At 36.6% G+C, this 21491-nt stretch carries 14 protein-coding genes; 13 read left to right on the top strand and 1 reads right to left on the bottom strand.

Annotation, left to right across the window (positions count from 1 at the left end; translation table 11 throughout):
• Positions 1-67: 67 nt before the first annotated feature.
• The 4 genes from QSE00_RS11840 (at position 68) to QSE00_RS11855 (ending at position 4994) form a co-directional block, all read left to right on the top strand.
• A complete protein-coding gene (locus QSE00_RS11840; RefSeq protein ID WP_286106126.1) occupies positions 68-988 on the top strand; it encodes a homoserine kinase in 921 nt (306 codons plus the stop codon).
• A gap of 2 nt (positions 989-990) precedes the next feature.
• Positions 991-2286: a threonine synthase gene (gene thrC, locus QSE00_RS11845; RefSeq protein ID WP_286106127.1), complete on the top strand. Its 1296-nt coding sequence runs from the start codon at positions 991-993 to the stop codon at positions 2284-2286.
• A 157-nt stretch (positions 2287-2443) separates the two neighbouring features.
• Positions 2444-3625 (top strand): SIS domain-containing protein, encoded by a 1182-nt coding sequence (locus QSE00_RS11850; protein ID WP_286106128.1) that lies wholly within the window; start codon positions 2444-2446, stop codon positions 3623-3625.
• A gap of 40 nt (positions 3626-3665) precedes the next feature.
• Complete coding sequence (locus QSE00_RS11855) at positions 3666-4994, top strand: class II D-tagatose-bisphosphate aldolase, non-catalytic subunit (RefSeq protein ID WP_247096766.1); 1329 nt, start codon at positions 3666-3668, stop codon at positions 4992-4994.
• Positions 4995-5294: 300 nt separating this feature from the next.
• Here QSE00_RS11855 and agaR read toward each other — a convergent pair whose 3' ends face one another.
• Entirely contained in the window at positions 5295-6062 is a 768-nt protein-coding gene (agaR, locus tag QSE00_RS11860; protein ID WP_247096765.1) for a transcriptional repressor AgaR, read from the bottom strand.
• A 459-nt stretch (positions 6063-6521) separates the two neighbouring features.
• Here agaR and QSE00_RS11865 point away from each other — a divergent pair, with 459 nt between their 5' ends.
• From QSE00_RS11865 to QSE00_RS11905, 9 genes are all read left to right on the top strand, one after another.
• Positions 6522-7466: a carbohydrate kinase family protein gene (locus tag QSE00_RS11865; protein WP_286106129.1), complete on the top strand. Its 945-nt coding sequence runs from the start codon at positions 6522-6524 to the stop codon at positions 7464-7466.
• Between the two features lie 7 nt (positions 7467-7473).
• Positions 7474-8301 (top strand): class II fructose-bisphosphate aldolase, encoded by an 828-nt coding sequence (locus QSE00_RS11870; RefSeq protein ID WP_286106130.1) that lies wholly within the window; start codon positions 7474-7476, stop codon positions 8299-8301.
• Between the two features lie 998 nt (positions 8302-9299).
• On the top strand, positions 9300-11465 hold the full coding sequence (locus QSE00_RS11875) for an alpha/beta hydrolase family protein (protein WP_286106131.1): 2166 nt from the start codon (positions 9300-9302) through the stop codon (positions 11463-11465).
• An 11-nt stretch (positions 11466-11476) separates the two neighbouring features.
• Positions 11477-12745: an alpha/beta hydrolase family protein gene (locus QSE00_RS11880; protein WP_286106132.1), complete on the top strand. Its 1269-nt coding sequence runs from the start codon at positions 11477-11479 to the stop codon at positions 12743-12745.
• Between the two features lie 57 nt (positions 12746-12802).
• The gene (locus QSE00_RS11885; RefSeq protein WP_286106133.1) at positions 12803-14860 is read left to right on the top strand and encodes a hypothetical protein; all 2058 of its coding nucleotides are present in this window, start codon (positions 12803-12805) and stop codon (positions 14858-14860) included.
• 152 nt (positions 14861-15012) lie between these two features.
• Positions 15013-16011: a D-cysteine desulfhydrase family protein gene (locus tag QSE00_RS11890; protein WP_286106134.1), complete on the top strand. Its 999-nt coding sequence runs from the start codon at positions 15013-15015 to the stop codon at positions 16009-16011.
• Between the two features lie 773 nt (positions 16012-16784).
• Positions 16785-18149 (top strand): Gfo/Idh/MocA family protein, encoded by a 1365-nt coding sequence (locus QSE00_RS11895; RefSeq protein WP_286106135.1) that lies wholly within the window; start codon positions 16785-16787, stop codon positions 18147-18149.
• Positions 18150-18276: 127 nt separating this feature from the next.
• Entirely contained in the window at positions 18277-19239 is a 963-nt protein-coding gene (locus QSE00_RS11900; protein ID WP_247096757.1) for a nitrilase family protein, read from the top strand.
• 274 nt (positions 19240-19513) lie between these two features.
• Entirely contained in the window at positions 19514-21478 is a 1965-nt protein-coding gene (locus QSE00_RS11905; RefSeq protein WP_286106136.1) for a S9 family peptidase, read from the top strand.
• Positions 21479-21491: the final 13 nt, after the last annotated feature.

The raw sequence follows: 21491 nt of genomic DNA on the forward strand, positions 1-21491 counted from the left end.
TTTGTCATTTTGATGAATCAGCCCCGTATTTTGTACCGAATATTATGTCAAATCAATTCTTTTTAACTTGGAAGATATACACGTTTTTTGTCCAGCTACCATAGCGAATATTTCATGTGGATTTGACGTTCTCGGCTTGGCATTAGCCTCTGTAGGAGATGAAATGGTAGTGAGAAAAATAACAAAAAAAGGTATATTTATATCAAAAATTGAAGGTCAAAACCTCCCTAAAGAAACACATTTGAATGTGGCAGGTATAGCAGGTCAAGCCTTTATGAAAAAAAGCACATACCAAGGGGGATTCGAAATTGAAATCTATAAACAAATTAAACCTGGAAGTGGAATTGGTAGCAGCGCCGCAAGCTCAGCTGCCGTAGTTGTGGCCATGAATAAGCTCCTAGGAGAACCATTTTCACCATTACAATTGGTAGAATTTGCCATGGAAGGAGAATGCTCAGTAAGCGGGATTCCACATGCAGATAACGTATCAGCAGCAATATTTGGAGGGATTACATTAGTCCGTAGCTACGCCCCCTTAGATATAATTAGTTTAAATATCCCAAAAGAAATCTACGTTACGGTAATACATCCACAAATTGAAATCAAAACATCTGATTCAAGAAAGGTTTTAAGTTCCAACATATCTCTAAAAAATGGTATAAAACAGTGGGGCAATTTAGGCGGCTTCATAGCAGGTTTATACACAGAAAATTACGAATTAATTGGTCACTCCCTGAAAGACTACATTGTTGAACCCTTACGATCAAAATTAATCCCTTTCTTTCATCAAATTAAATTAGGAAGCATGGAAGCTGGAGCTTTAGGTTGCGGAATAGCTGGCTCCGGACCCTCAATATATGCACTTAGCAAAGGATGTAACAAAGCTGAAAAGGTGGCATCGGCAATGCATCATATTTACGATAAGACAGGTATAGATTATGATATTCATGTTTCAGAAATAAATATTGAAGGCATTAAAGAATTATAAAGATGAAGTTTTTCAGTTTAAACAATAATTCACCTGTCGTCTCCTTTAAAGAGGCTGTCATTAATGGTCTAGCTCCAGATAAGGGGCTTTATTTTCCAAATCATATAAAACCACTGCCCAAATCATTCTTTCAAAACATGGCAACAATGGGCAATCATGAAATTGCAATGACTGCCATAAAACAATTTGTTTCCAGAGATCTTTCTGCTCAGGTAATCAACAGAATAATATTCGATGTTATTGATTTTTCTTTCCCTTTAGTTGAAATTGAAAAAAATGTTGCAAGTTTAGAGCTTTTTCATGGACCAACAATGGCCTTCAAGGATGTGGGAGCACGATTTATGGCATTGTGCCTGGGCAATCTAATGGAGGGGGAAAATACAAAAATTACTGTTTTGGTTGCCACTTCAGGAGATACCGGTGGAGCAGTGGCCCAAGGCTTTCTTGGAGTAAATGGTGTAGACGTGGTTATTTTATACCCAAGTGGAGGAGTCAGCCCAATTCAAGAGAAACAATTGACCACCTTGGGACAGAACATAACCGCTTTGGAAGTACATGGCACCTTTGATGATTGCCAAAGTATGGTAAAAACTGCTTTCTCAGATAATGATATCACCCCAAAAATCAAGCTAACATCAGCCAACTCGATAAATGTGTCCAGATGGTTGCCACAATTATTCTACTTTTTATTCGCGTATAAACAAGTTCAATCAAAAGCAAAAAAAATTGTCTTTTCTGTACCAAGTGGCAATTTTGGGAATGTTTGCGCCGGTATGGTAGCCCAAAAATTGGGCATGCCCATCAAACAGTTTGTAGCATCAACGAATATAAATGATACCGTGCCTAATTTTATGAAAACTGGAAAATATTGTCCAAAACCGGCAAAAGCAACTATTTCAAATGCTATGGACGTAAGCAATCCCAGTAATTTTAAGCGTATCCGCCATTTATATAACAATAATTTAGAAGATTTACGAAAGAATTTATACTCGTATTCATTTACTGATGATGAAACCAGCCAAGCTATACATGATGTATACCTAAATTCGTCCTATATACTAGATCCACATGGCGCAATTGGCTATTTAGGTCTCAAGAAGTATCAAAAGACAAACCCTGACACTTACGGTATATTTCTTGAAACTGCACACCCCGTAAAATTCAAGGATACTGTAGAAAAAGCCATTAATAAAGATTTGGTAATTCCCGATAAGGTTAAATTAATCCTATTAAAGGAAAAAAAATCCTTCAAAATTTCGAATTATGAAGAATTAAAGGCCTTTTTACTCGAAAACTAATCTCAATATACAACTGATCAACAACTGATTATGATTTACTAACAGGTAACACAAAATTAATTTACAAAAAACATAAGATTATGAAAGTTTTATTGCATTTATTAGAAATAAAACGAAATATTATTATCTTTGTAATGTAATTAACTTTTATTGACTAATGGAATATTTAAACTGTTCAATAGATTATTTAAATTCAAAAGGAGGTTTAGCTACCGCCAAAGAAATATGTAATCAACCTCGGTTGTGGGAACAGACCTACCTTATGCTAAATGAAAGAAGCAATGAAATTTCTGAATTCCTCAAGCAAGTAACAGAAAAAGACCACCCCATAGTTATTCTGACTGGAGCCGGCACATCTGCATTCATAGGAGAGACACTAAAGGGAATCTTTCAAAAAAAATGGAAGGTCCCGTGTTTGGCAATTAGCACTACGGATATAGTTACCCATCCGGAAAATTACTTTATAAGATCAAGCCCAACTTTACTAATATCCTTTGGACGATCAGGGAACAGCCCCGAAAGTATTGCTGCCATAGAAGAGGGAAGAAAACGCTGTGATATGTTCTATGAGCTAAATATCACTTGTAATGCCGTGGGCAGATTAGCTGAAAAAAATGAGGGTGAAAATTCATACGTGATCCTGCTGCCTGAGGAAACCAACGATAATTCATTAGCTATGACCAGCTCGTATTCCTCAATGCTGCTCACCGGACTGTTACTAACTGATCTGAAGAACAGTCAAAACATTAGTCCGTTAATGAAAAGAATTAGGTTATATGGGGAATATATTTTAAATAATTGTTTGTCTGATCTAAAAACAATTGCCGAATTGGATTTTGAAAGAATGGTATTTTTAGGATCAGGACCTTTACTGGGGGTTGCCCAAGAATCACAGTTAAAAGTTCAAGAACTCTCAGATGGCAATATAATATGTAAGCATGATTCCTTTTTGGGATTTAGACATGGCCCTCGCGCAGTAGTTAATGATGACACTTTTATCGTCTACCTGTTGTCGAATAATCCTTTTGTTAAATCATATGAATTCGATTTAATTCAGTCTATAAAAGCTAAATCTGGAATGGAAAAGACTTTGGTTATAGGACAGGACGAAAGAATTGAAGATACTGGATTTGATTTTACTATTCAATTTCCAATGGGAATGGAAGATATTCCCGAGGACTTTCTGTCAATTTTCTATATTCTCCCAGCCCAAATCATTGGCTTTTATAAATCTTTGAGATTAGGTCTATCTCCAGATTCGCCCTCTAGAAACGGTTCCATATCTAGAGTTGTTGAAGGAGTTAAAATATACGATTCTAAACCTTTAGACAACTGGTAACAAGGTTAACCTCTAATTTACCCAAAAATAAAGTGCTTGCATGAAAAAATCAATTGATCTATTTACAGAGTTGATCTCTAATAACCTTAACGGTTCTAATAAGGGGATTTATTCCATATGTACAACCAATTCTGAAGTCCTGGAGGCTTGCCTTAAGAATTCCTTAGAAACCGGGGATATTCTATTAATAGAGTCCACATCAAATCAAGTAAACCAATTTGGTGGATATACCGGGATGAAGCCCTGCGATTTTATAAAATATGTTCATTCGCTAGCGAATAAGGTTGGATTCCCTAAAGATCACATTTTGTTCGGTGGCGATCACCTAGGTCCAAATCCATGGCAAAACCTTCCAGCTAAAGAGGCTATGGAAAAATCAAAAACATTGATTGATGAATACGTAAAACACGGCTATCAAAAAATACATCTCGATACCAGTATGTTTTGTGCGGATGACCTTGGAGACAGGACGAAACCTTTGTCCGACGAAATAGTTGCGGATAGGGCTAGCATTCTATGTAAAGTGGCAGAGGATTCTTGGGAAAGGAATCGAAAAAATTATCCAAAACCTGTCTATATCATAGGAACAGAAGTTCCCATACCTGGAGGAGCCCAGAATATGCATGAAAACATCCTACCAACAAGCCCAGAAGATTTTGCGAGAACAATTATGATTTTCAAAGATGTATTTAATAAATGTGGTTTGGAAGATGCATGGACACGTGTCATAGGTGCCGTGGTCCAGCCCGGAGTTGAATTTGGGGATGACTGGATTTACCAGTACCAACGAGAAAAGGCAAGAAGTCTGAGTAACTCAATTTTCGAATTCACAAATATCGTTTTTGAAGCGCATTCAACCGACTATCAAACGGAATCAAATTTGAGTGCTCTAGTAGAAGACCATTTTTGCATTCTAAAAGTAGGTCCAGGACTAACTTTCGCATTCCGTGAGGCCATTTTTGCATTGGAAGCAATGGAAATAGAACTATTGGGCAAGGATCACAAGGGCCTGTCAAAATTGCGCCAAACCTTGGAGAAGGCCATGATTGAAGAACCTAATTATTGGAAAAAGTATTATTCGGGTGACCAAAACCAACAGCTATTCAAAAGAAAATATAGTTTTTCGGATCGATCAAGGTATTATTGGCCTCTCAAAGAACTCGATCTGGCAAAAAATAAATTATTTAAAAATTTACGTAACAACAAAATCCCCTTACCCTTATTAAGTCAATTCATGCCAAACCAATATCACCAGGTATGCGCGGGGATTCTTGAGAACGATCCACAAGAGTTAGTACATAATCATATTCAGTCTGTTGTAAAGACTTATTCTAAGGCATGTCACAGTACTACTAACAATTTATTATAAACGAGTGATATTCTACCCAAATTACTCAAAATAACAGAATCTTATATGAAATTTTATTATTTATAAAATTAAGGGCCAGAAATCAACCGCGAGAATAAATCTCTTAAGCATTCATTAAAAATCGTTATTTTGTTCATAAATCAGAAGAATATACCTCGGGGAGATGACCTGATCTCGAATGAAATTATTTTTTCAACTATTTAGTGTGACCAAACAAACGCTCGGGAACCACACATTAATCAAACAAAGCAAAAAAATATTAACAGTTCAAACGCCTTGACTTGGGATTGGAATTAATCTTCAGTGTGCAATAATTACCTCAACGTTATTAGATTTCAGAACTTCTTTAAACGAATCTTCAATTCCTTTATCCGTTATTAATTTATGAACCCTATCGAACCCACAAATTAAAGCGTGTCCAGATTTCTTGAATTTAGAGGAATCGGCCACTACGATAACCTCCTCTGCTATATCAATCATGATTTGATTTAAGTATGCCTCCTCTAGATAATGAGTGAATATCCCGGAATTCTCCTTAATGCCATCCACCCCTAAAAAAAGCTTATTGCAATGCAATTGCCTAAGGTTCCGTTCCGCCATTGGCCCTACCAAAGACATTGACGCTTCCTTTAAGGACCCCCCAAGCATAAGAATCTCAAGATTCTTCTTTTGTGCTAAATTATTAACAATATCCAAAGCATTACAAATAACTTTTAACCTTTTAAAATCATTTAAATTATTTGAAATTTCAAAAGTGGTAGTTCCCGAATCGAGAATAATACTATCATCTTCCATAATAATTGAGGCAGCCTTTTTTCCAATTAGACGCTTGACATCAAAATTTATTTGTTTCTTCTCAGTAATGGTCAAAGCAAGATTATTCAATTTAAATGCACCACCATGCGCTCGAATCAAAAGATTGTTTTTTTCTAGATTATCAAGATCATTCCTAATGGTAACCTCACTAACCCCAAGTATTTTACTTAATTCATTTACAGCTACTTGCCCATGTTTATCAAGCTCCTGTAAAATCGTGGATCTACGTTTAGCAGTTTTTTTCATATCCATATCTATCCTTTGAACCTTCATTAATTTATCCTAAAATTTCTCCAATATATGCAAAAAATAATATCTAACCAGTACCTTAAACTAAAGGTATAAAATGATTAATTACATTATCTACCGCTCTCAGTAGTAAAAACCAAATTAACCTTTAATATACTATTAGTTTCAAATTAAGCTAAAAATACTCTAATTCTGTACACTTTTAGATAAACATAAGGAAGTTATTTAAAATAATAAGTAAATATAATTTTTTTTATTATGTATTATTTCTTTATTTTTGAATACTCAACCAATACCATGCGCTACCAAAAAAGGCGCCTGAAAGTGTATTAAGTAGGAAGTTCTAAATCAAAAGAAATAGGATTGTATTTGGGCACGGGATCTAGACGTTATCTGTTCGTCCTTGAAGAGAAAAATTTATAAATGTGAGGCTTTACTCAAAATTTGACAAACCAATAACCGATGGATGAAAAAAAACTATTAGTGGTTGGAGAATTAAACATTGATTTAATATTAAATTCCATTCACGGGTTCCCAGAAATAGGCAAGGAGATTTTAGCTGATAATATGACCGTAACATTGGGTAGTTCCTCTGCGATAATGGCTGCCAATTCCGCCACCCTGAAAGTCCCAACTTCCTTTTGTGGATTGGTAGGCAACGATTCATATGGGGATTTCGTATTAGATGAACTGAGGCGCAAAAATGTTCAAACCCATTATATAAGAAAATCAAAAAAACATCAGACCGGAGTTACCATAATCATGAACTACCATCAAGACAGGGCTAATGTTACCTTCAGTGGCGCAATGGCATCCCTTACAACGGCCCATATTCCTTGGCCTGACCTGAAGAAGTATTCTCACTTACATATCTCAAGTTTGTTTCTGCAAAAGGGTATTAAAAATGACATTTTACAAATATTCAAAAAGGCCAAAATATTTGGAGTTACAACTTCTTTGGACTTGCAATGGGATCCATCCGAGAAATGGGACTTTGATTTTAAAAAATGCCTTCCATTTGTTGACATATTCCTACCTAACCGTAATGAGGTTTTGTCTCTCACAAAGTCTACCAATCTCCAAGAAGGAATTGATAAAATAAAACCATTTGCAAATTGTCTTGTAATAAAATTAGGGGAAGAGGGAAGCATAGGAATCCAAAGTGGCGAACTTGTCAAATCACCTGCCTATAACAATACGAAATTTGTTGATGCTATAGGCGCAGGAGATTCCTTCAATTCCGGCTTTCTAAAAAAATATATTGAAGGGGAAAGCTTAACCGAATGTTTGAAATGGGGCAATCTTATGGGCGCGCTTAATACCACCGCCGCTGGAGGCACAGAAGCGTTTAAAAGCTATGATTCAATAAGGAAGCAAGTACAAGAGATTTTTAATTTAAAAATATAATTGAAAAGTGAAATTAAAAGAAAAACTACATCAATTTACTTATCAAAAAAGAGGACTTTTGGCCACCAATTTTTATAATTTGGAGACGCTTCATGGAGTCTTGAAAGCTGCAAGTGAACTTCATGAACCATTGATCCTTCAGCTCACTCAAAGCTCGATTAACTATATGGGTCTGGAAACAGCTGTAAATCTAGCAAGAACTGGGCTTGAGCAATTCAACGTTGAAGGATGGATTCATTTGGACCACGGAGACTCTATTAGATTAGCCCAATCTTGTCTTGATGTGGGTTTTGATTCCGTTATGATAGATGGCAGCGAACTTTCTTTTAATGAAAACATAAAAATCACTTCAGAAGTTGTTAAACTAGCAGAAAAGTACGGCGCTCATGTCGAAGCTGAACTAGGTTTTGTAGCCAAACTTGGGCAATTCCAAACAAAAAACGGATTTACACAACCGGAAGAAGCTAAAAAATTTGTGGATGCGACTGGTGTAGATGCTCTTGCCATTTCGATCGGCACAGCTCATGGATTTTACAAAGAAGAACCAAATTTGGACTTAGATTTACTTTCAAATATTGCAGCTGTCTGTCCCGCCACTCTTGTGTTACATGGCAGTTCGGGGGTTCCTGCCACTCAAATACAAGAAGCTATTTATTTAGGGATTTGTAAAGTAAATTTGGCTACGGAGATTAAGAATGTTTTTATGAGAACATTAAAGACTGAACTTACAGGCAATGATGAGATTGACCTTAGAAAAGTTTTCCCAATTGCCACACAGCACATTACAGATCTGATAAAAGAAAAACTTGTAACTATAAAAAACCAAAGAGATTAAGCCTCGATATCAAGTACAGCTCGTTAAGACTATTCATTTTATTAGTGATATGTGATATGTAAGAACTGATGTATATGTCATAGATATTAATTTTCAAATTGTTGCTTTACCTGTCTAAAATAGATTTATTGACATTCATCAATTCAAAAATTTCTTTAGACTTAAAAACATGAAATAATTAATTTGGAATTATCATCGACTTATCATGAACGAGTATTTCAATTTTCAGAATCACAACTATCCTATTTCATCCATTATCCTCTAAATATTAATATAAAGAAAAAGAGGCAATTCAAAAATTTTAAAGCCATATATTGCTCCATAAAGAAGCTTAATATATGTCCGTTGAATCAACTCTGACCAGCATTTCGTGGACACAGAAGTACCTGATGAGCAAACGAGAGATATCCAACAGAAACTGCCCGGGAAACAGACAATGTTCAATGAATCATTAACAACGGTACTGAATGTGATACTAGCGACATTATATCAATAAACCCGACCGGTCCATACCACAAATTATATATTTAAAGAACGAAGCAACGGAAGCTATCGATGGGACATCAAACACAAACACATCTTTAAAAACATCGACCATGTACGGGAAGATACTGAAGATTGACAAGAGAACATTACACACAAAAGCTCACACGATTCCTTCAGAGCCATGACACCAATAAAATATACCCAACACAATTCTATTGGAGCTAACCTCTTAACAACTAAAAGCAACAACTTTTTTTTTTACAAAAAACAGACAATTAACCAGTTCCAAAAAAGGCAATACTACAATTCCATTTAATTCTTAGTTCTGCGAGATGGTTAAATTTCATAAAGACTCCTAGACTTAGTATTGATCAAACTACAAAATATAAACACAAGGTTTCGAATTTTATTTTCTTTCATATATATTGCTTTTTGTTTTATTTATTAATATTTTAGCACCAATTCTAAAGACTAAACTATAGAAATAGGTCTTTCATTAAATATTAATCGTTATGAACACCCGCGTTTTTATTACTTACCTACTCTTGTGGAGCACAGTAACCCTGCAAGCCCAAGATGACGTATCCCTATTTGATTTCTGGACCTACGAATCAGATGTGGAAAACTCACTTTATAAGACACTTGCTTCCATTGCATTGGAGCAATTAGAACCAAGAAATGAAGAAATTCATCAATTAAAAACAAAGGAGAATTGGATAGAACGGCAAAAAGTAGTTAAAAGTAAGTTATTAAACATTATAGGACCTTTTCCTGAGAAGACACCTTTAAATATTCAGGTGACAGGTATAATACAAAGGGAAGATTATCGAGTAGAAAAATTGATTTATGAGTCGCAACCTGGTTTTTATGTGACTTCAGCCTTATTTATCCCAAATAATATTACTGGAAAAGCACCTGCTATTTTGAATCCGATAGGACATAGCCCCAATAGTTTTAGAAGGGATGTCTATCAACATAAAATCATCAATCTAGTAAAAAAAGGATTTGTGGTTTTGGCATATGACCCAATTGGCCAAGGTGAAAGACTACAGTATTATAACGAGGATTTAGGGAAATCGAAGTTTCCAACAAATCATGAACACTCTTACCCTGGAGCACAATGCTACATCGCCGGATACTCCTCTTCAAAGCATTTTATTTGGGATGGAATACGAGGCATCGATGTCCTATTGTCAAGACCTGAGGTGGATCCTACCCGATTAGGCATGAACGGAATTTCCGGTGGTGGAAATATGACCGCCTTTATCGGGGCTATAGATGATAGAATACTTGCGACTGCTCCGGAATGTTGGATTACAAATTTTAATTATCTTCTTAAAAGTGAAGCTCCTCAGGATTCAGAACAGAATCTTGTTAAATTGATATACAACGGGTTGGACCATCCTGATTTTATTGAAGTAAGAGCACCCAAACCTACCCTGATCATGGCAACCACACGTGATTTCTTCAGTATTCAAGGAACTCGGGAATCATTTCTAGAAGCTAGAAAGGCTTATGAGGCCTTGGGTGCTAAAGAAAATTTACAAATCACAGAAGATGATGATAGACATACTTCCACGATTAAAAACAGGGAAGCAATGTATGCTTTTTTTCAAAAACACCTGAACAACCCTGGAGATAATAAGGATTATGAAGTAGAACTTTTTTCCGAGGAGGAATTATTTTCAACTAAGACTGGTCAATTAGCCACATCGTTAAAAGGGGAAACAATGTATTCCTTAAATAAAAAAGTGGTAGAAGAACAAATGATAGCGTTAAAAGAATCAAGAACCAATACCAATAAACACCTGTTAGAAACTCGAAGTTCAGCCATTGAATTATCTGGATTTTCTTTTCCGGAAAAATTTGGCAAAAGCATCTTTTCGGGCCGAATTGTGAATGATGGCTATCAATTGGAGAAGTATCTTATCCAGGGTAGTGGAAATTACAAACTACCTTTAGCGCTTTTCATACCCGAAAACGAAACAAAGGAAGAGGTTATCCTCTTGTTGCACGAAAAGGGAAAGAATTTTGCTGCGAACAACGATAATCTGGCAAAACGGCTAGTGTCAAGTGGCTACACCGTATTGCTAGCTGATCTTCCCGATATTGGAGAAATGGGCCCAGGATACCTGAAAGGGGATACATACATTCATGGCGTTTCCTATAATAAATGGTTCGCAGGAATACTTACAGGAAAATCAATCGTCGGCCTAAGAGCCGAAGATATTGTTAGAATAAATCACTTTATTAAGGTTGATTTGCCAAGATACCAATCAACAACAGCTATTTCAGTAGGTGTTTTGGGTAGCGAATTGTTACATGCTGCCACATTCGACCAGAATATTCATAAAGTATGTCTCATCCAACCATTCTTAAGTTATTCCGATATAGCTCTAACCCGGGATTACCAACCCTCCTATATCCACTCTGTTGTACCGGGAGCAATTACAAAATATGACCTACCTGATCTGATAGCTTCTATATCTCCCAAGAAAATACTAATAATAAACTCACTAGAGGCGAATGGGTTAAATGCTAATGAACAAAAAATTAGAGAAATTATGTCCTTCCCCATTGACATATATAACAATAAAAATACTACGAACAATTTTACAATAGAAAGTAACATACATAATCAAGCCGTAGCAGAACGAGTACTGTCTTGGCTTGAATAAAAGCCTGCAATTTGAAAATAAAAATATTATGTACTACGGCAATGATGAAATCAATTCTTGATTCAATATTCATTCTTGCATTGCTCATATTCTCAACCAGTCACATACTTTCGTGCAGAGAGAGCAATAAGGCAGAGAAGTTTAAAGACGATACCTCCACAGAAAGATCAAAAGCCGGGCAAATCTATCATCTGACGGAAGTTGAGGGCATGGAACACCTAGATGAAATCAAACAATCAGTCCTGACTCCGGAAGACTGGCGAACACGGGCCAACGCTATCCAATCTCATATACTAAAAGCAACCGATTTAGACCCTCTTCCAGACAAATGCCCGCTTAATCCCATTTATGGGGCAATAAGAAAATATGACGGCTATCGGGTTCAAAATGTCGCATTCGAAAGTCTGCCGGGCGTTTATGTGACCGGTTCGTTGTATAGCCCACTGAAACCTACAAAAAAACCTGCTGGTATTCTAAGTCCACATGGCCATTGGCCAAATAGAGAGAATTATGGCCGATACAGACCGGATGTACAGAACCGATGTGCCTCTATGGCACGTATGGGAGCAGTAGTTTTTTCCTATGACATGGTAGGGTATGGGCAACTTGCAGAATTTGGATGGGTTCACGAAAGTCCTCAAACCATGAAATTGCAAATTTGGAATAGTATCAGATCAGTTGATTTTCTTATCAGTATAGGCGTTGACCCTAAAAGGATAGCCAGTACGGGCGCATCGGGCGGTGGCACTCAGACTTTCCATCTTGCTGCTGTAGATTCCCGTATTTCGGTTTCAGTTCCCGTTGTAATGGTTTCATACCGTCATTTTGGAGGGTGTATTTGCGAACTTGGTATGGGCATACAAGAAGATGGAGTATTCAAATATAACAATGCGGAGATTGCAGCTTGCTTAGCACCTAATCCGCTATTATTAGTATCTGTTGGCACAGATGCTACAGTATATACTCCTCAGGTCGAATTTCCGTTCGAGCAATATATCTATGGATTATTCGGTAAAGCTGAAATGGTCGAAAATGCCCATTTTCCGGATGAGCAACATGGATACGAATCAAGTAAAAGAGCCGCTGTATATCCCTTTTTGGCCAAACACCTTAATCTTGATCTTTCAATGGTTATGAATACCGATGGAACCTTGAAAGAAGATGGGATCGTTATTGAAGAAATTGAAGCCCTCTATCCATTTGACCAACAGCATCCATTTCCAAAAGAAGGCATAAGTGCGAACAAAGATGTTGTGTGGGATTGGAAAAGCAACTTATAAATAAGATCCCAAGAAGAAAAACAATATATATACCTAGACCTTAAAACCAATTATGATATGAAAAATGCAATTCAATTTCTGCTGTTAATGATTATCTTATCAGGGTGTCAACAACAGAATAGTTATGATAAGGTGCTTCTAACCGATGATTTTAGTTCGATTCGAAGAGGCCCATACTCCGTAGATGTTGGTGCTCATACCGAATATCATTATTTACATGAAGCGGCACCCCGGTCTCAATGGGCTGTCTCAACTTTTACCTGGGATTCTGATTTCAAACGTGCTTGGCATGTTCGTCAAGAGGGTGATGACCGTCAAATGATACAGGTAATGACAAATGACAGAAAACAGCATACCCATCCCATGGTGGTTGCAGGTGATCATGATTGGGAAAATTATTCTGTCAGTTTGCAATTTACACCGCAATCAAGGGAATTACAATCCGGATTGGTATTTCGATATCGAAATGACCGAAATTATTACTTCGCCGGCGTAAAAGGTGATTCCTTGGTACTCAAGATGGTAGACGATGCCAAGGGGTTTCATAAGCCGTATGAAGTGATATTGGGTTCTGCTCTTGTTGGATGGAACGAAGAGGAATCGTTGACTCTGAAAGTAGAAGTCGAAGAAAACAAGATATCATGCAGTATTAAGGAAGTAACTATTGATGCCGAGGATGATACTTATCATAAGGGTAAAGTCGGGCTGTTGGCCGATGTACCTACAAAATTTCACCGAATAGACGTCAAAACATCTGATGATGAATTGCAAAAGCTAAAAACTTCCCGGGATGGGTATGCACTTGAATTGGAGAAAATCAGTGAATCCGTGCCTAAAATGAAAGTCTGGAAAAAAATCAACACCACAGGATTCGGTGTCGGTCGAAATCTGAGATTTGGAGATTTGAATAATGACGGAACACTCGATGTTTTAGTGGGGCAGGTCGTAAATCACGGTCCACAGGATCGGAATTCTGAATTGAGCTGCATGACCGCCATGACTTTCGACGGGGATATCCTTTGGCAAACGGGAACCCCAGACCCATGGAAAGTCAACCTAACAAGTGATGTTGCCTTCCAAATACATGACCTGGATAATGACGGTAAGTCCGAGGTAATATATACCATGAACAAGGAATTGATCGTAGCGGATGGCGCTACTGGTAAAATTAAATATAAAAAAACGACACCAATTGTTACCGATCAAGAAGTTATTAGTCCGGAGACACACAATATGTTTGGTAATATTTTAGGTGATTGTCTTTATTTCTGTGATTTAAGAGGTAAGGGTTATGATAGTGATATTATTATTAAAGATAGGTACGAACGAGTTTGGGCTATGGATGATCGATTAAATATCCTTTGGTACAATAAACTTAATACCGGCCACTATCCATTCGCCTATGATGTGGATGAGGATGGAAAGGACGAGCTTCTCATAGGATATAGCCTATTGGATGATGATGGAAGCACCATGTGGACACTGGAGAACGAATTGGAGGACCATGCCGATGGCGTTGCGGTAGTTAAATATACAGAAGATTCGGATCCAATTATCATGTGCGCCGCCAGTGATGAAGGATTATTCTTTGCCGACCTTGATGGGAAGATAACAAAGCATCACTATATCGGCCATGGGCAAAACCCCGCGGTAGCTAATTTTAGGGATGACTTACCAGGATTGGAGACCATTTCAATGAATTTTTGGGGCAATCAAGGTATTATACACTTTTATGATGCGAGCGGGGATATTTATCACGATTTTGAACCCAATCAATACGGCAGTATGCTATTGCCAGTGAATTGGACGGGGAAATCCGAGGAATTCTTCATTGTGAACCCGAATGTTGATGAGGGAGGTGTATTTGATGGTTGGGGAAGAAAGGTATTGGATTTTCCTGATGATGGCCATCCCGATATGTGCAATGCCGTGATGGACATTACAGGAGACGGCAGGGACGAGATTGTTGTTTGGGATCCCCACGCTATATGGGTTTATACACAAGAGGATATTTCATCTGAAGACAGGTTATATAAACCACTTCGAAATCCACTTTACAATTACTCCAACTATCAAGCCACTATTTCAATGCCCAATTGGGAAGAGAAAAAGTGATTCCATAAAATTATACTATTCAAGAACTCCTACACCATAGAATTTCCTTTTTTATGATTACTCCAGGATATGGACCCAATAATGTATTAAAGGTACATTGTGAAATCATCAATGGTAATCATAAATATTAAATTGTAAAAAATGTTAATGTAATGCTCACAAATAAATTTAATTTAGGTTTTTTCCCGACCCCCTTACACGAACTTCAAAACATGTCGAAATCATTTCCCGCCTATTCAATTTTTATAAAAAGAGATGATCTAACTGGATTAGCTTGTGGAGGAAATAAAACTCGCAAATTAGAATTTTTAATTAAGCAAGCTTTGGATGGGGGCTATAATACAATTATCACCTCGGGTGCCCAACAGTCAAACCATTGTCGACAAACCGCCGCCGCTTGTGCAATGGCGGGTTTAAAATGTCATTTGTTATTAGGTGGAGATGAACCACAAACTTATACCGGAAATTTATTACTTTCCTCTATACTTGGAGCTCAAATTCATTTCACAGGGAACAATAGAAAGGGTGAGGATACTTTGGTTCTTAAAAAAGAATTAGAAAAGAAAAATAATCGATGTTTTGTAATACCATATGGAGGGTCTAATATTATAGGCGCTTTAGGATTCATAATTGCCGTCAAGGAATTGAAAAAACAATTGAAAGATAGTGATTTAACTATTGACTATATCTTTTTCCCTTCAAGTTCGGGCGGAATGCAAGCCGGATTAACCTTGGGAATTGAATACTATAACTTAAACTACAAGTTAATTCCCATTAATGTAGATAAAGATCAGACCAACGGCCGGCCATTAGAAAAAATCGTTCTAGAAATCATAAACGAGGGATTCAATTATTTAAAAATGGACAAACAATTTGGTCTTACCAATATTCCATTAAACAAAGATTATGATAAAGATGGTTATGGCAATTTGAATGAAAATGAGAAAAATACAATCTTAGAATTAGCTCAACAAGAAGGGATAATTTTAGATCCCGTTTATTCAGGTAGAGCTTTTAACGGAATGATTGATATTTTAAAAAGCAGGAAAATCCCAGAAAAATCAAATGTACTGTTCTGGCACACTGGAGGTGGTCCGGCCATATTTGATTACAGCAAACCCTTTACTAAAGAAAATGGTAACTACTTATAGTACCAATTCACTAGTGATAAAATAGTATATAGGAAAATAAAAAAAATGAACTTGGACATTAAACACTAAAATTAACAATAAGAACAGGTAATATGGAGTCAGTTTGTTATACTCTTATTTGTTTATTTTCTCCAGTCCCATTCCCATTAGCCATTGTAAATAGAATTCAGTGAAATCAAATAACGATATCTATCTTGAAATTCTGGGGCAATCACAATTGAATTCTGTGAAGACAGAGTGATACTAACATCGAAGCTGGTAGGTTAAAAAAGGCCACTATCCAGTTTTTAGATAGAGTCTTTAATTTGGTTATTAACGCTAGGCCACCCAAGATTTTTTTTAGTAATTTATTGTTCTTTGGGTCATATCTCAGTTTAGGCAAAGTTTTGTGTTGGCCATAAGGTCATGGATCCTATGGACATTTTTGGCCTTACATTTAAGGATGCGGATGAAGCCCTTCCACTTGTTATATCAAGGGAAAGACAACGTCTTTCAAAAAAGCAGTCATATTCTGATTGTGATATTTTAAGAGCTATCAAAAAGTACAATCGATTGTACTTTTTGATATATCACAAAAATAAAGTAATCATATTCTTTCATATATATGAAAAAATAATATAAATTTACACTTAACAACCAAAAAGAAACAATACGAAATAAATATTTGATTGTATCTAAATTGTTTGCCAAAATTCACCAATCACCTCAACAAGATTAATCGTTAGTCAACATTAAAAAGACATTTTAGTTTAAAGTAGAAATGTAATTAAATTATGAGCACAAGAAGAAGCTTTATAAAAAATTCAACAATGTTTGGAACTGGAATAGCTGTTATTCCGACGACTACAATGGAACTCATCAATGATCAAAAACAGCCTAGATTGAATCTAGGACTGATTGGTATAGGCCAAAGAGGAGCCGGCCATTTAAAAAACATCTTACTGAGGGATGATGTGAACATAACTGCAATCTGCGACATAAATCCATCTAGGATTAATTTGGCTTTAGAGTCAATATCAAAATCTAGCAAATTAATACCCAAAACTTTTGGAAGTAATGATTATGACTATCGAAATTTACTCGAATTAAAAGAAGTTGACGCTGTTATCATCTCTACCCCATGGCTTTGGCATACAATAATGGCCAAAGATGCAATGATAGCAAAAAAATATGTAGGAATAGAGGTGTCTGCCGCAAATACAATTGAGGAATGTTGGGATTTAGTAAATACACATGAACAAACAGGCACACATCTTATGATTCTTGAAAACGTTGCCTATAGACGGGACGTTCTAGCCATACTTAATATGGTAAAGCAAGACATTTTTGGAGAGCTTATCCATTTCAGGTGTGGTTACCAACATGACCTGAGGGACGTGAAATTCAATGACGGCATACAACACAAAGGAGGAGGGGTCGAATTCGGAAAAAATGGAATTTCTGAAGCCAAATGGCGAACCCAACACTCCTTGCTAAGAAACGCGGATATATATCCAACACATGGCCTGGGGCCGATTGCCATAATGGCCGACATCAATCGAGGAAATAGGCTTATGACATTGACATCAAATGCGAGTAAAGCGAGGGGGCTTCACAACTATATAATAAACCACCCTAAAGGTGGTCAGCTACATCCCAATGCTAAATTAAAATGGAAATTGGGGGATGTCATAACCTCAACTATAGAGACAGCGAAAGGCGAAACTATCATTGTTACACATGATTGCAATTTACCAAGGCCATATTCCTTAGGTTTTCGGGTACAAGGAGTAAATGGATTGTGGGAAGTAGATGGAAATAGAATCTATATTGAGGGAGATTCTGAACATCACAAGTGGGATGATGCCAACAAATGGCTAGAACAATACGATCATCCTCTTTGGAAAAAGTATGGGAGTCAGGCTATAGGGGCTGGTCACGGAGGAATGGATTTTTTTGTAATAGATGCCTTTGTGGAATCTGCCAAGCGAGACATTGCCCCTCCAATGGACGTTTATGATGCTGCGGCTTGGAGCGCTGTTACTCCATTATCCGAGGCATCTATTGAAAATAATGGTGAGCCACAATATTTCCCAGATTTCACTAGAGGCACCTGGATAAAACGACAACCTTATAATTGGATGAAAACAGACTATTAAAAATAGCAAAATGATAATTATAGTATTTAATACTCCTCTATATCTATAAAAATGTATCCATTAGATGAGAGAATAAAAAAAGGTTAGGACATAAAAATATCTCAATAATTAAAAAATTAATCTAAAGATGGAAAACATAAAAGTAGCTAGCGTTCAATTTGAGCATAAAAATGGAGACAAGGTGTACAATATCAATAAAATCGAAGAATTTGTCCAACAGGCATGCAAAAATGATGTTGACATGATTGTTTTCCCTGAATGTTGTATTACAGGCTATTGGTACCTAAGAAAATTATCCAAAGAAGATTTAATGGCATTGTCTGAAAATATGTCAGATAGTAAGAGTGTACAATTAATAGTAAAAATGTCAAAAAAATACAATATTACTATTTGTACAGGACTAATAGAAAACCACAAGGATAATTTATATAACACGTACATAGTTGTGATGCCAGACGGAACTGTCAAGTATCATCGTAAACTACATTGTTTTGTAAATGAACATATGTCTTCCGGAAATGAATACACTGTAATAGATACTCCTTTCGGGTGGAAAGTTGGTATACTTATTTGCTATGATAATAATATTATTGAAAATACAAGAATAACTGCATTAATGGGGGCTGATGTAATTATTGCCCCACACCAAACTGGAGGGTGTAGAACAAGCGATCAGAACATTATGGGAATAATTGATTCTGCCCTATGGGAAAACCGCATTAAAGACCCTATTTCCATTGAAAAGGAATTTAAAGGGGAAAAAGGCCGAGGATGGCTCTTACGTTGGCTTCCTAGTCGAGCTCATGATAATGGGGTTTTCTATGTATTCAGTAACGGAGTTGGAAAAGACGACGACGAAATTCGAACAGGAAATGCAATGATAATAGATGCTTATGGCAGAATTATTACTGAAACATGGAAAGCGGCCGATGACATGGTTATTGCCAAATTGGACGCAAGTCTCCTAAATGACAATACAGGACAAAGGTGGATTACAGCCCGTCGCCCATCTTTATACAAAAGCTTGACCAAATTAACCGGAAAGGAGTTGGACATGTTTACCGCTAGATTCTCTGGAAAAGGAGCGTAACAAAGATCATAAATATATTTACTACGGCTATTTACGGAGGATTGATTCCGAGGTGCAAAATCAAATTTGCAAATGACCGAACTGTTAAGGTTTTAAGTCAGTTCACTGCCATTCAAACAGCAGTACAGGTCTAAAAAGTTGGAAATAGCCTACAATATGCAGATTATAGTTCATTATCTGCCATTATTTACAACGGTATTTATAATGAATACTATTAGCAACCAAATTCCAAAATAATTTTCAATAACATCTGAGAATTTGAATTAAATATGTTATGAGCGAATCATATAGAACAAAGAGATTTACTATAAACGATTTAACTAAAGTCCGTCAGGTACATTCACCAAAGATATCACCTGACGGCAACCATATCGTTTATGGAACTAGCGTTCAGATTTTGACTGAAAACACTAGGAGCGATCTTATTACAATCACTTCTCCGGATAGGACGATCAAAAAAACAATTGCAAAAGGAACTGCATATTGTTGGTCTCCTTCTAGCTTGGAAATAGCCTATGAATCAGAGGATGGGAGTTTATGTATTTATCATTTATTAAAGAGAAATACAATACGACTTGCCAAAATATATCATTCCTCCCATTTCATAAACCATTTGGAGGACAAGAGTCCAATTTGGTCTCCCGACGGGAAATATATTGCGTATCTGAGCGCTCCTATTATTAAATCCAACAATAAACAAGATCCAGGGACAAGAGTATTCAACAGACTTCTATATAAGTCTAAAGGAGGAGTTGGCAGAACTTATTACAATGATAATCGATTTACACAAATTTTCATTATTCCAGTTTCAGGAGGCGTGCCAGAAATGATTACCGAAGGGCCATATAACCACCACTCTATCTCCTGGTCCCCTGATACTTCGGAGATAGCATTTATCTCCAATAGATCATTAAACCCTGATGGAAATCAACTTAATGACCTATGGAAAATTAATATAGAAACGAAAGAAGTAACTAAGCTTACCGAAAGTAAAGGAACGGCTTATCAGCCAAAATGGTCTCCACATGGGAATTTCATTGCATATCTGGCTACAACTGGCTTAATAAACACCAACGATAGTATGGCTGAGGATACACATGCGTTCTATTTACCATCTTATGGAGGAACTTCCATTTGTTTAACCGAATCTCTAGATCGGAGAGTAGATAATATTTCTTGGCACCCTAATGCGAAATCCATTTATTTCACCGCAGAAAATGAAGGTAGGTTAACATTGCTTAAGGTGTTCCTCGACTCGAAAAAAATTAAAGCAGTTTTAGAGGACGGAGATTATAGTGTTCATGAATACTCAATGGATTTTAAGGTTGAAAAAATATGTTACTCTAGATCCGATATTCAAAATCCAGATGAAATTTTTATTACTCAACCGGATCGTTGTACAAAACAACAGTTAACCTATGAAAATAAAAACCTAATCGATGAATTTGAGCTGCAGAATGCCAAATCTTTTTGGTTTAAAAGCTTTGATGAAACACCCATACATGGATGGTTAATGAAACCTATAAATTTTGATGCCATGAAAAAGTACCCCCTGGCTTTGGTCATTCATAGTGGCCCCCATAATATGTTTGGCTATAAATTCGAAGAACTGATGCAATTACTTGCTGGGTGTGGGTATGGGGTTTTGTTTATCAATCCAAGAGGTAGTAGTGGCTACGGGCAAACATTTTCCAATGGAAATTTGATGGATTGGGGCGGGGGCGACTATAAAGATTTAATGAATGGTCTAGATTATGTCATTAATTTGAACAATTGGATAGACAAGCAAAAATTAGTGGTTACTGGTCAAAGCTATGGAGGTTATATGACTAACTGGATTATTACCCAAACCAATCGATTTAAGGCCGCAGTTGTAGATGGGGGAATAAGTAATCTTATCAGTTTTTCAGGAACCTCTATTTTGAGTTCCCTCATGGAATCGGAATTTAAAGGTAACATCTATAACAACTACACCGCTTTATGGAGATGTTCTCCCTTGAGGTGTGTGGACAAGGTAAATACACCTACATTATTCCTTCATGGTGAAACGGATAATGAGGTTCCCATATCACAGGCAGAGGAAATGTATGTGGCATTAAAGAAATTAGGTGTAAAAACAACCATGGTACAATATATAGGAGAAGGGCATGGTTGGAGGCCTAACTTAACACCTAAAAACAGGCAGGACCTGTACAGGCGTATGATAAATTGGTTTGATTTACATATAAGCGATGATTAAGCTTACATCCCTT

Source organism: Arenibacter flavimaris (assembly GCF_030291335.1).
Lineage (GTDB): Bacteria > Bacteroidota > Bacteroidia > Flavobacteriales > Flavobacteriaceae > Arenibacter.

Coding starts and splice junctions, on each gene's coding strand:
- QSE00_RS11875 (WP_286106131.1), top strand. CDS start 9,300: ATGAACACCCGCGTTTTTATTACTTACCTACTCTTGTGGAGCACAGTA.
- agaR (WP_247096765.1), bottom strand. CDS start 6,062: ATGGATATGAAAAAAACTGCTAAACGTAGATCCACGATTTTACAGGAG.
- QSE00_RS11895 (WP_286106135.1), top strand. CDS start 16,785: ATGAGCACAAGAAGAAGCTTTATAAAAAATTCAACAATGTTTGGAACT.
- QSE00_RS11905 (WP_286106136.1), top strand. CDS start 19,514: ATGAGCGAATCATATAGAACAAAGAGATTTACTATAAACGATTTAACT.
- QSE00_RS11890 (WP_286106134.1), top strand. CDS start 15,013: ATGCTCACAAATAAATTTAATTTAGGTTTTTTCCCGACCCCCTTACAC.
- QSE00_RS11900 (WP_247096757.1), top strand. CDS start 18,277: ATGGAAAACATAAAAGTAGCTAGCGTTCAATTTGAGCATAAAAATGGA.
- QSE00_RS11865 (WP_286106129.1), top strand. CDS start 6,522: ATGGATGAAAAAAAACTATTAGTGGTTGGAGAATTAAACATTGATTTA.
- QSE00_RS11855 (WP_247096766.1), top strand. CDS start 3,666: ATGAAAAAATCAATTGATCTATTTACAGAGTTGATCTCTAATAACCTT.
- thrC (WP_286106127.1), top strand. CDS start 991: ATGAAGTTTTTCAGTTTAAACAATAATTCACCTGTCGTCTCCTTTAAA.
- QSE00_RS11885 (WP_286106133.1), top strand. CDS start 12,803: ATGAAAAATGCAATTCAATTTCTGCTGTTAATGATTATCTTATCAGGG.
- QSE00_RS11850 (WP_286106128.1), top strand. CDS start 2,444: ATGGAATATTTAAACTGTTCAATAGATTATTTAAATTCAAAAGGAGGT.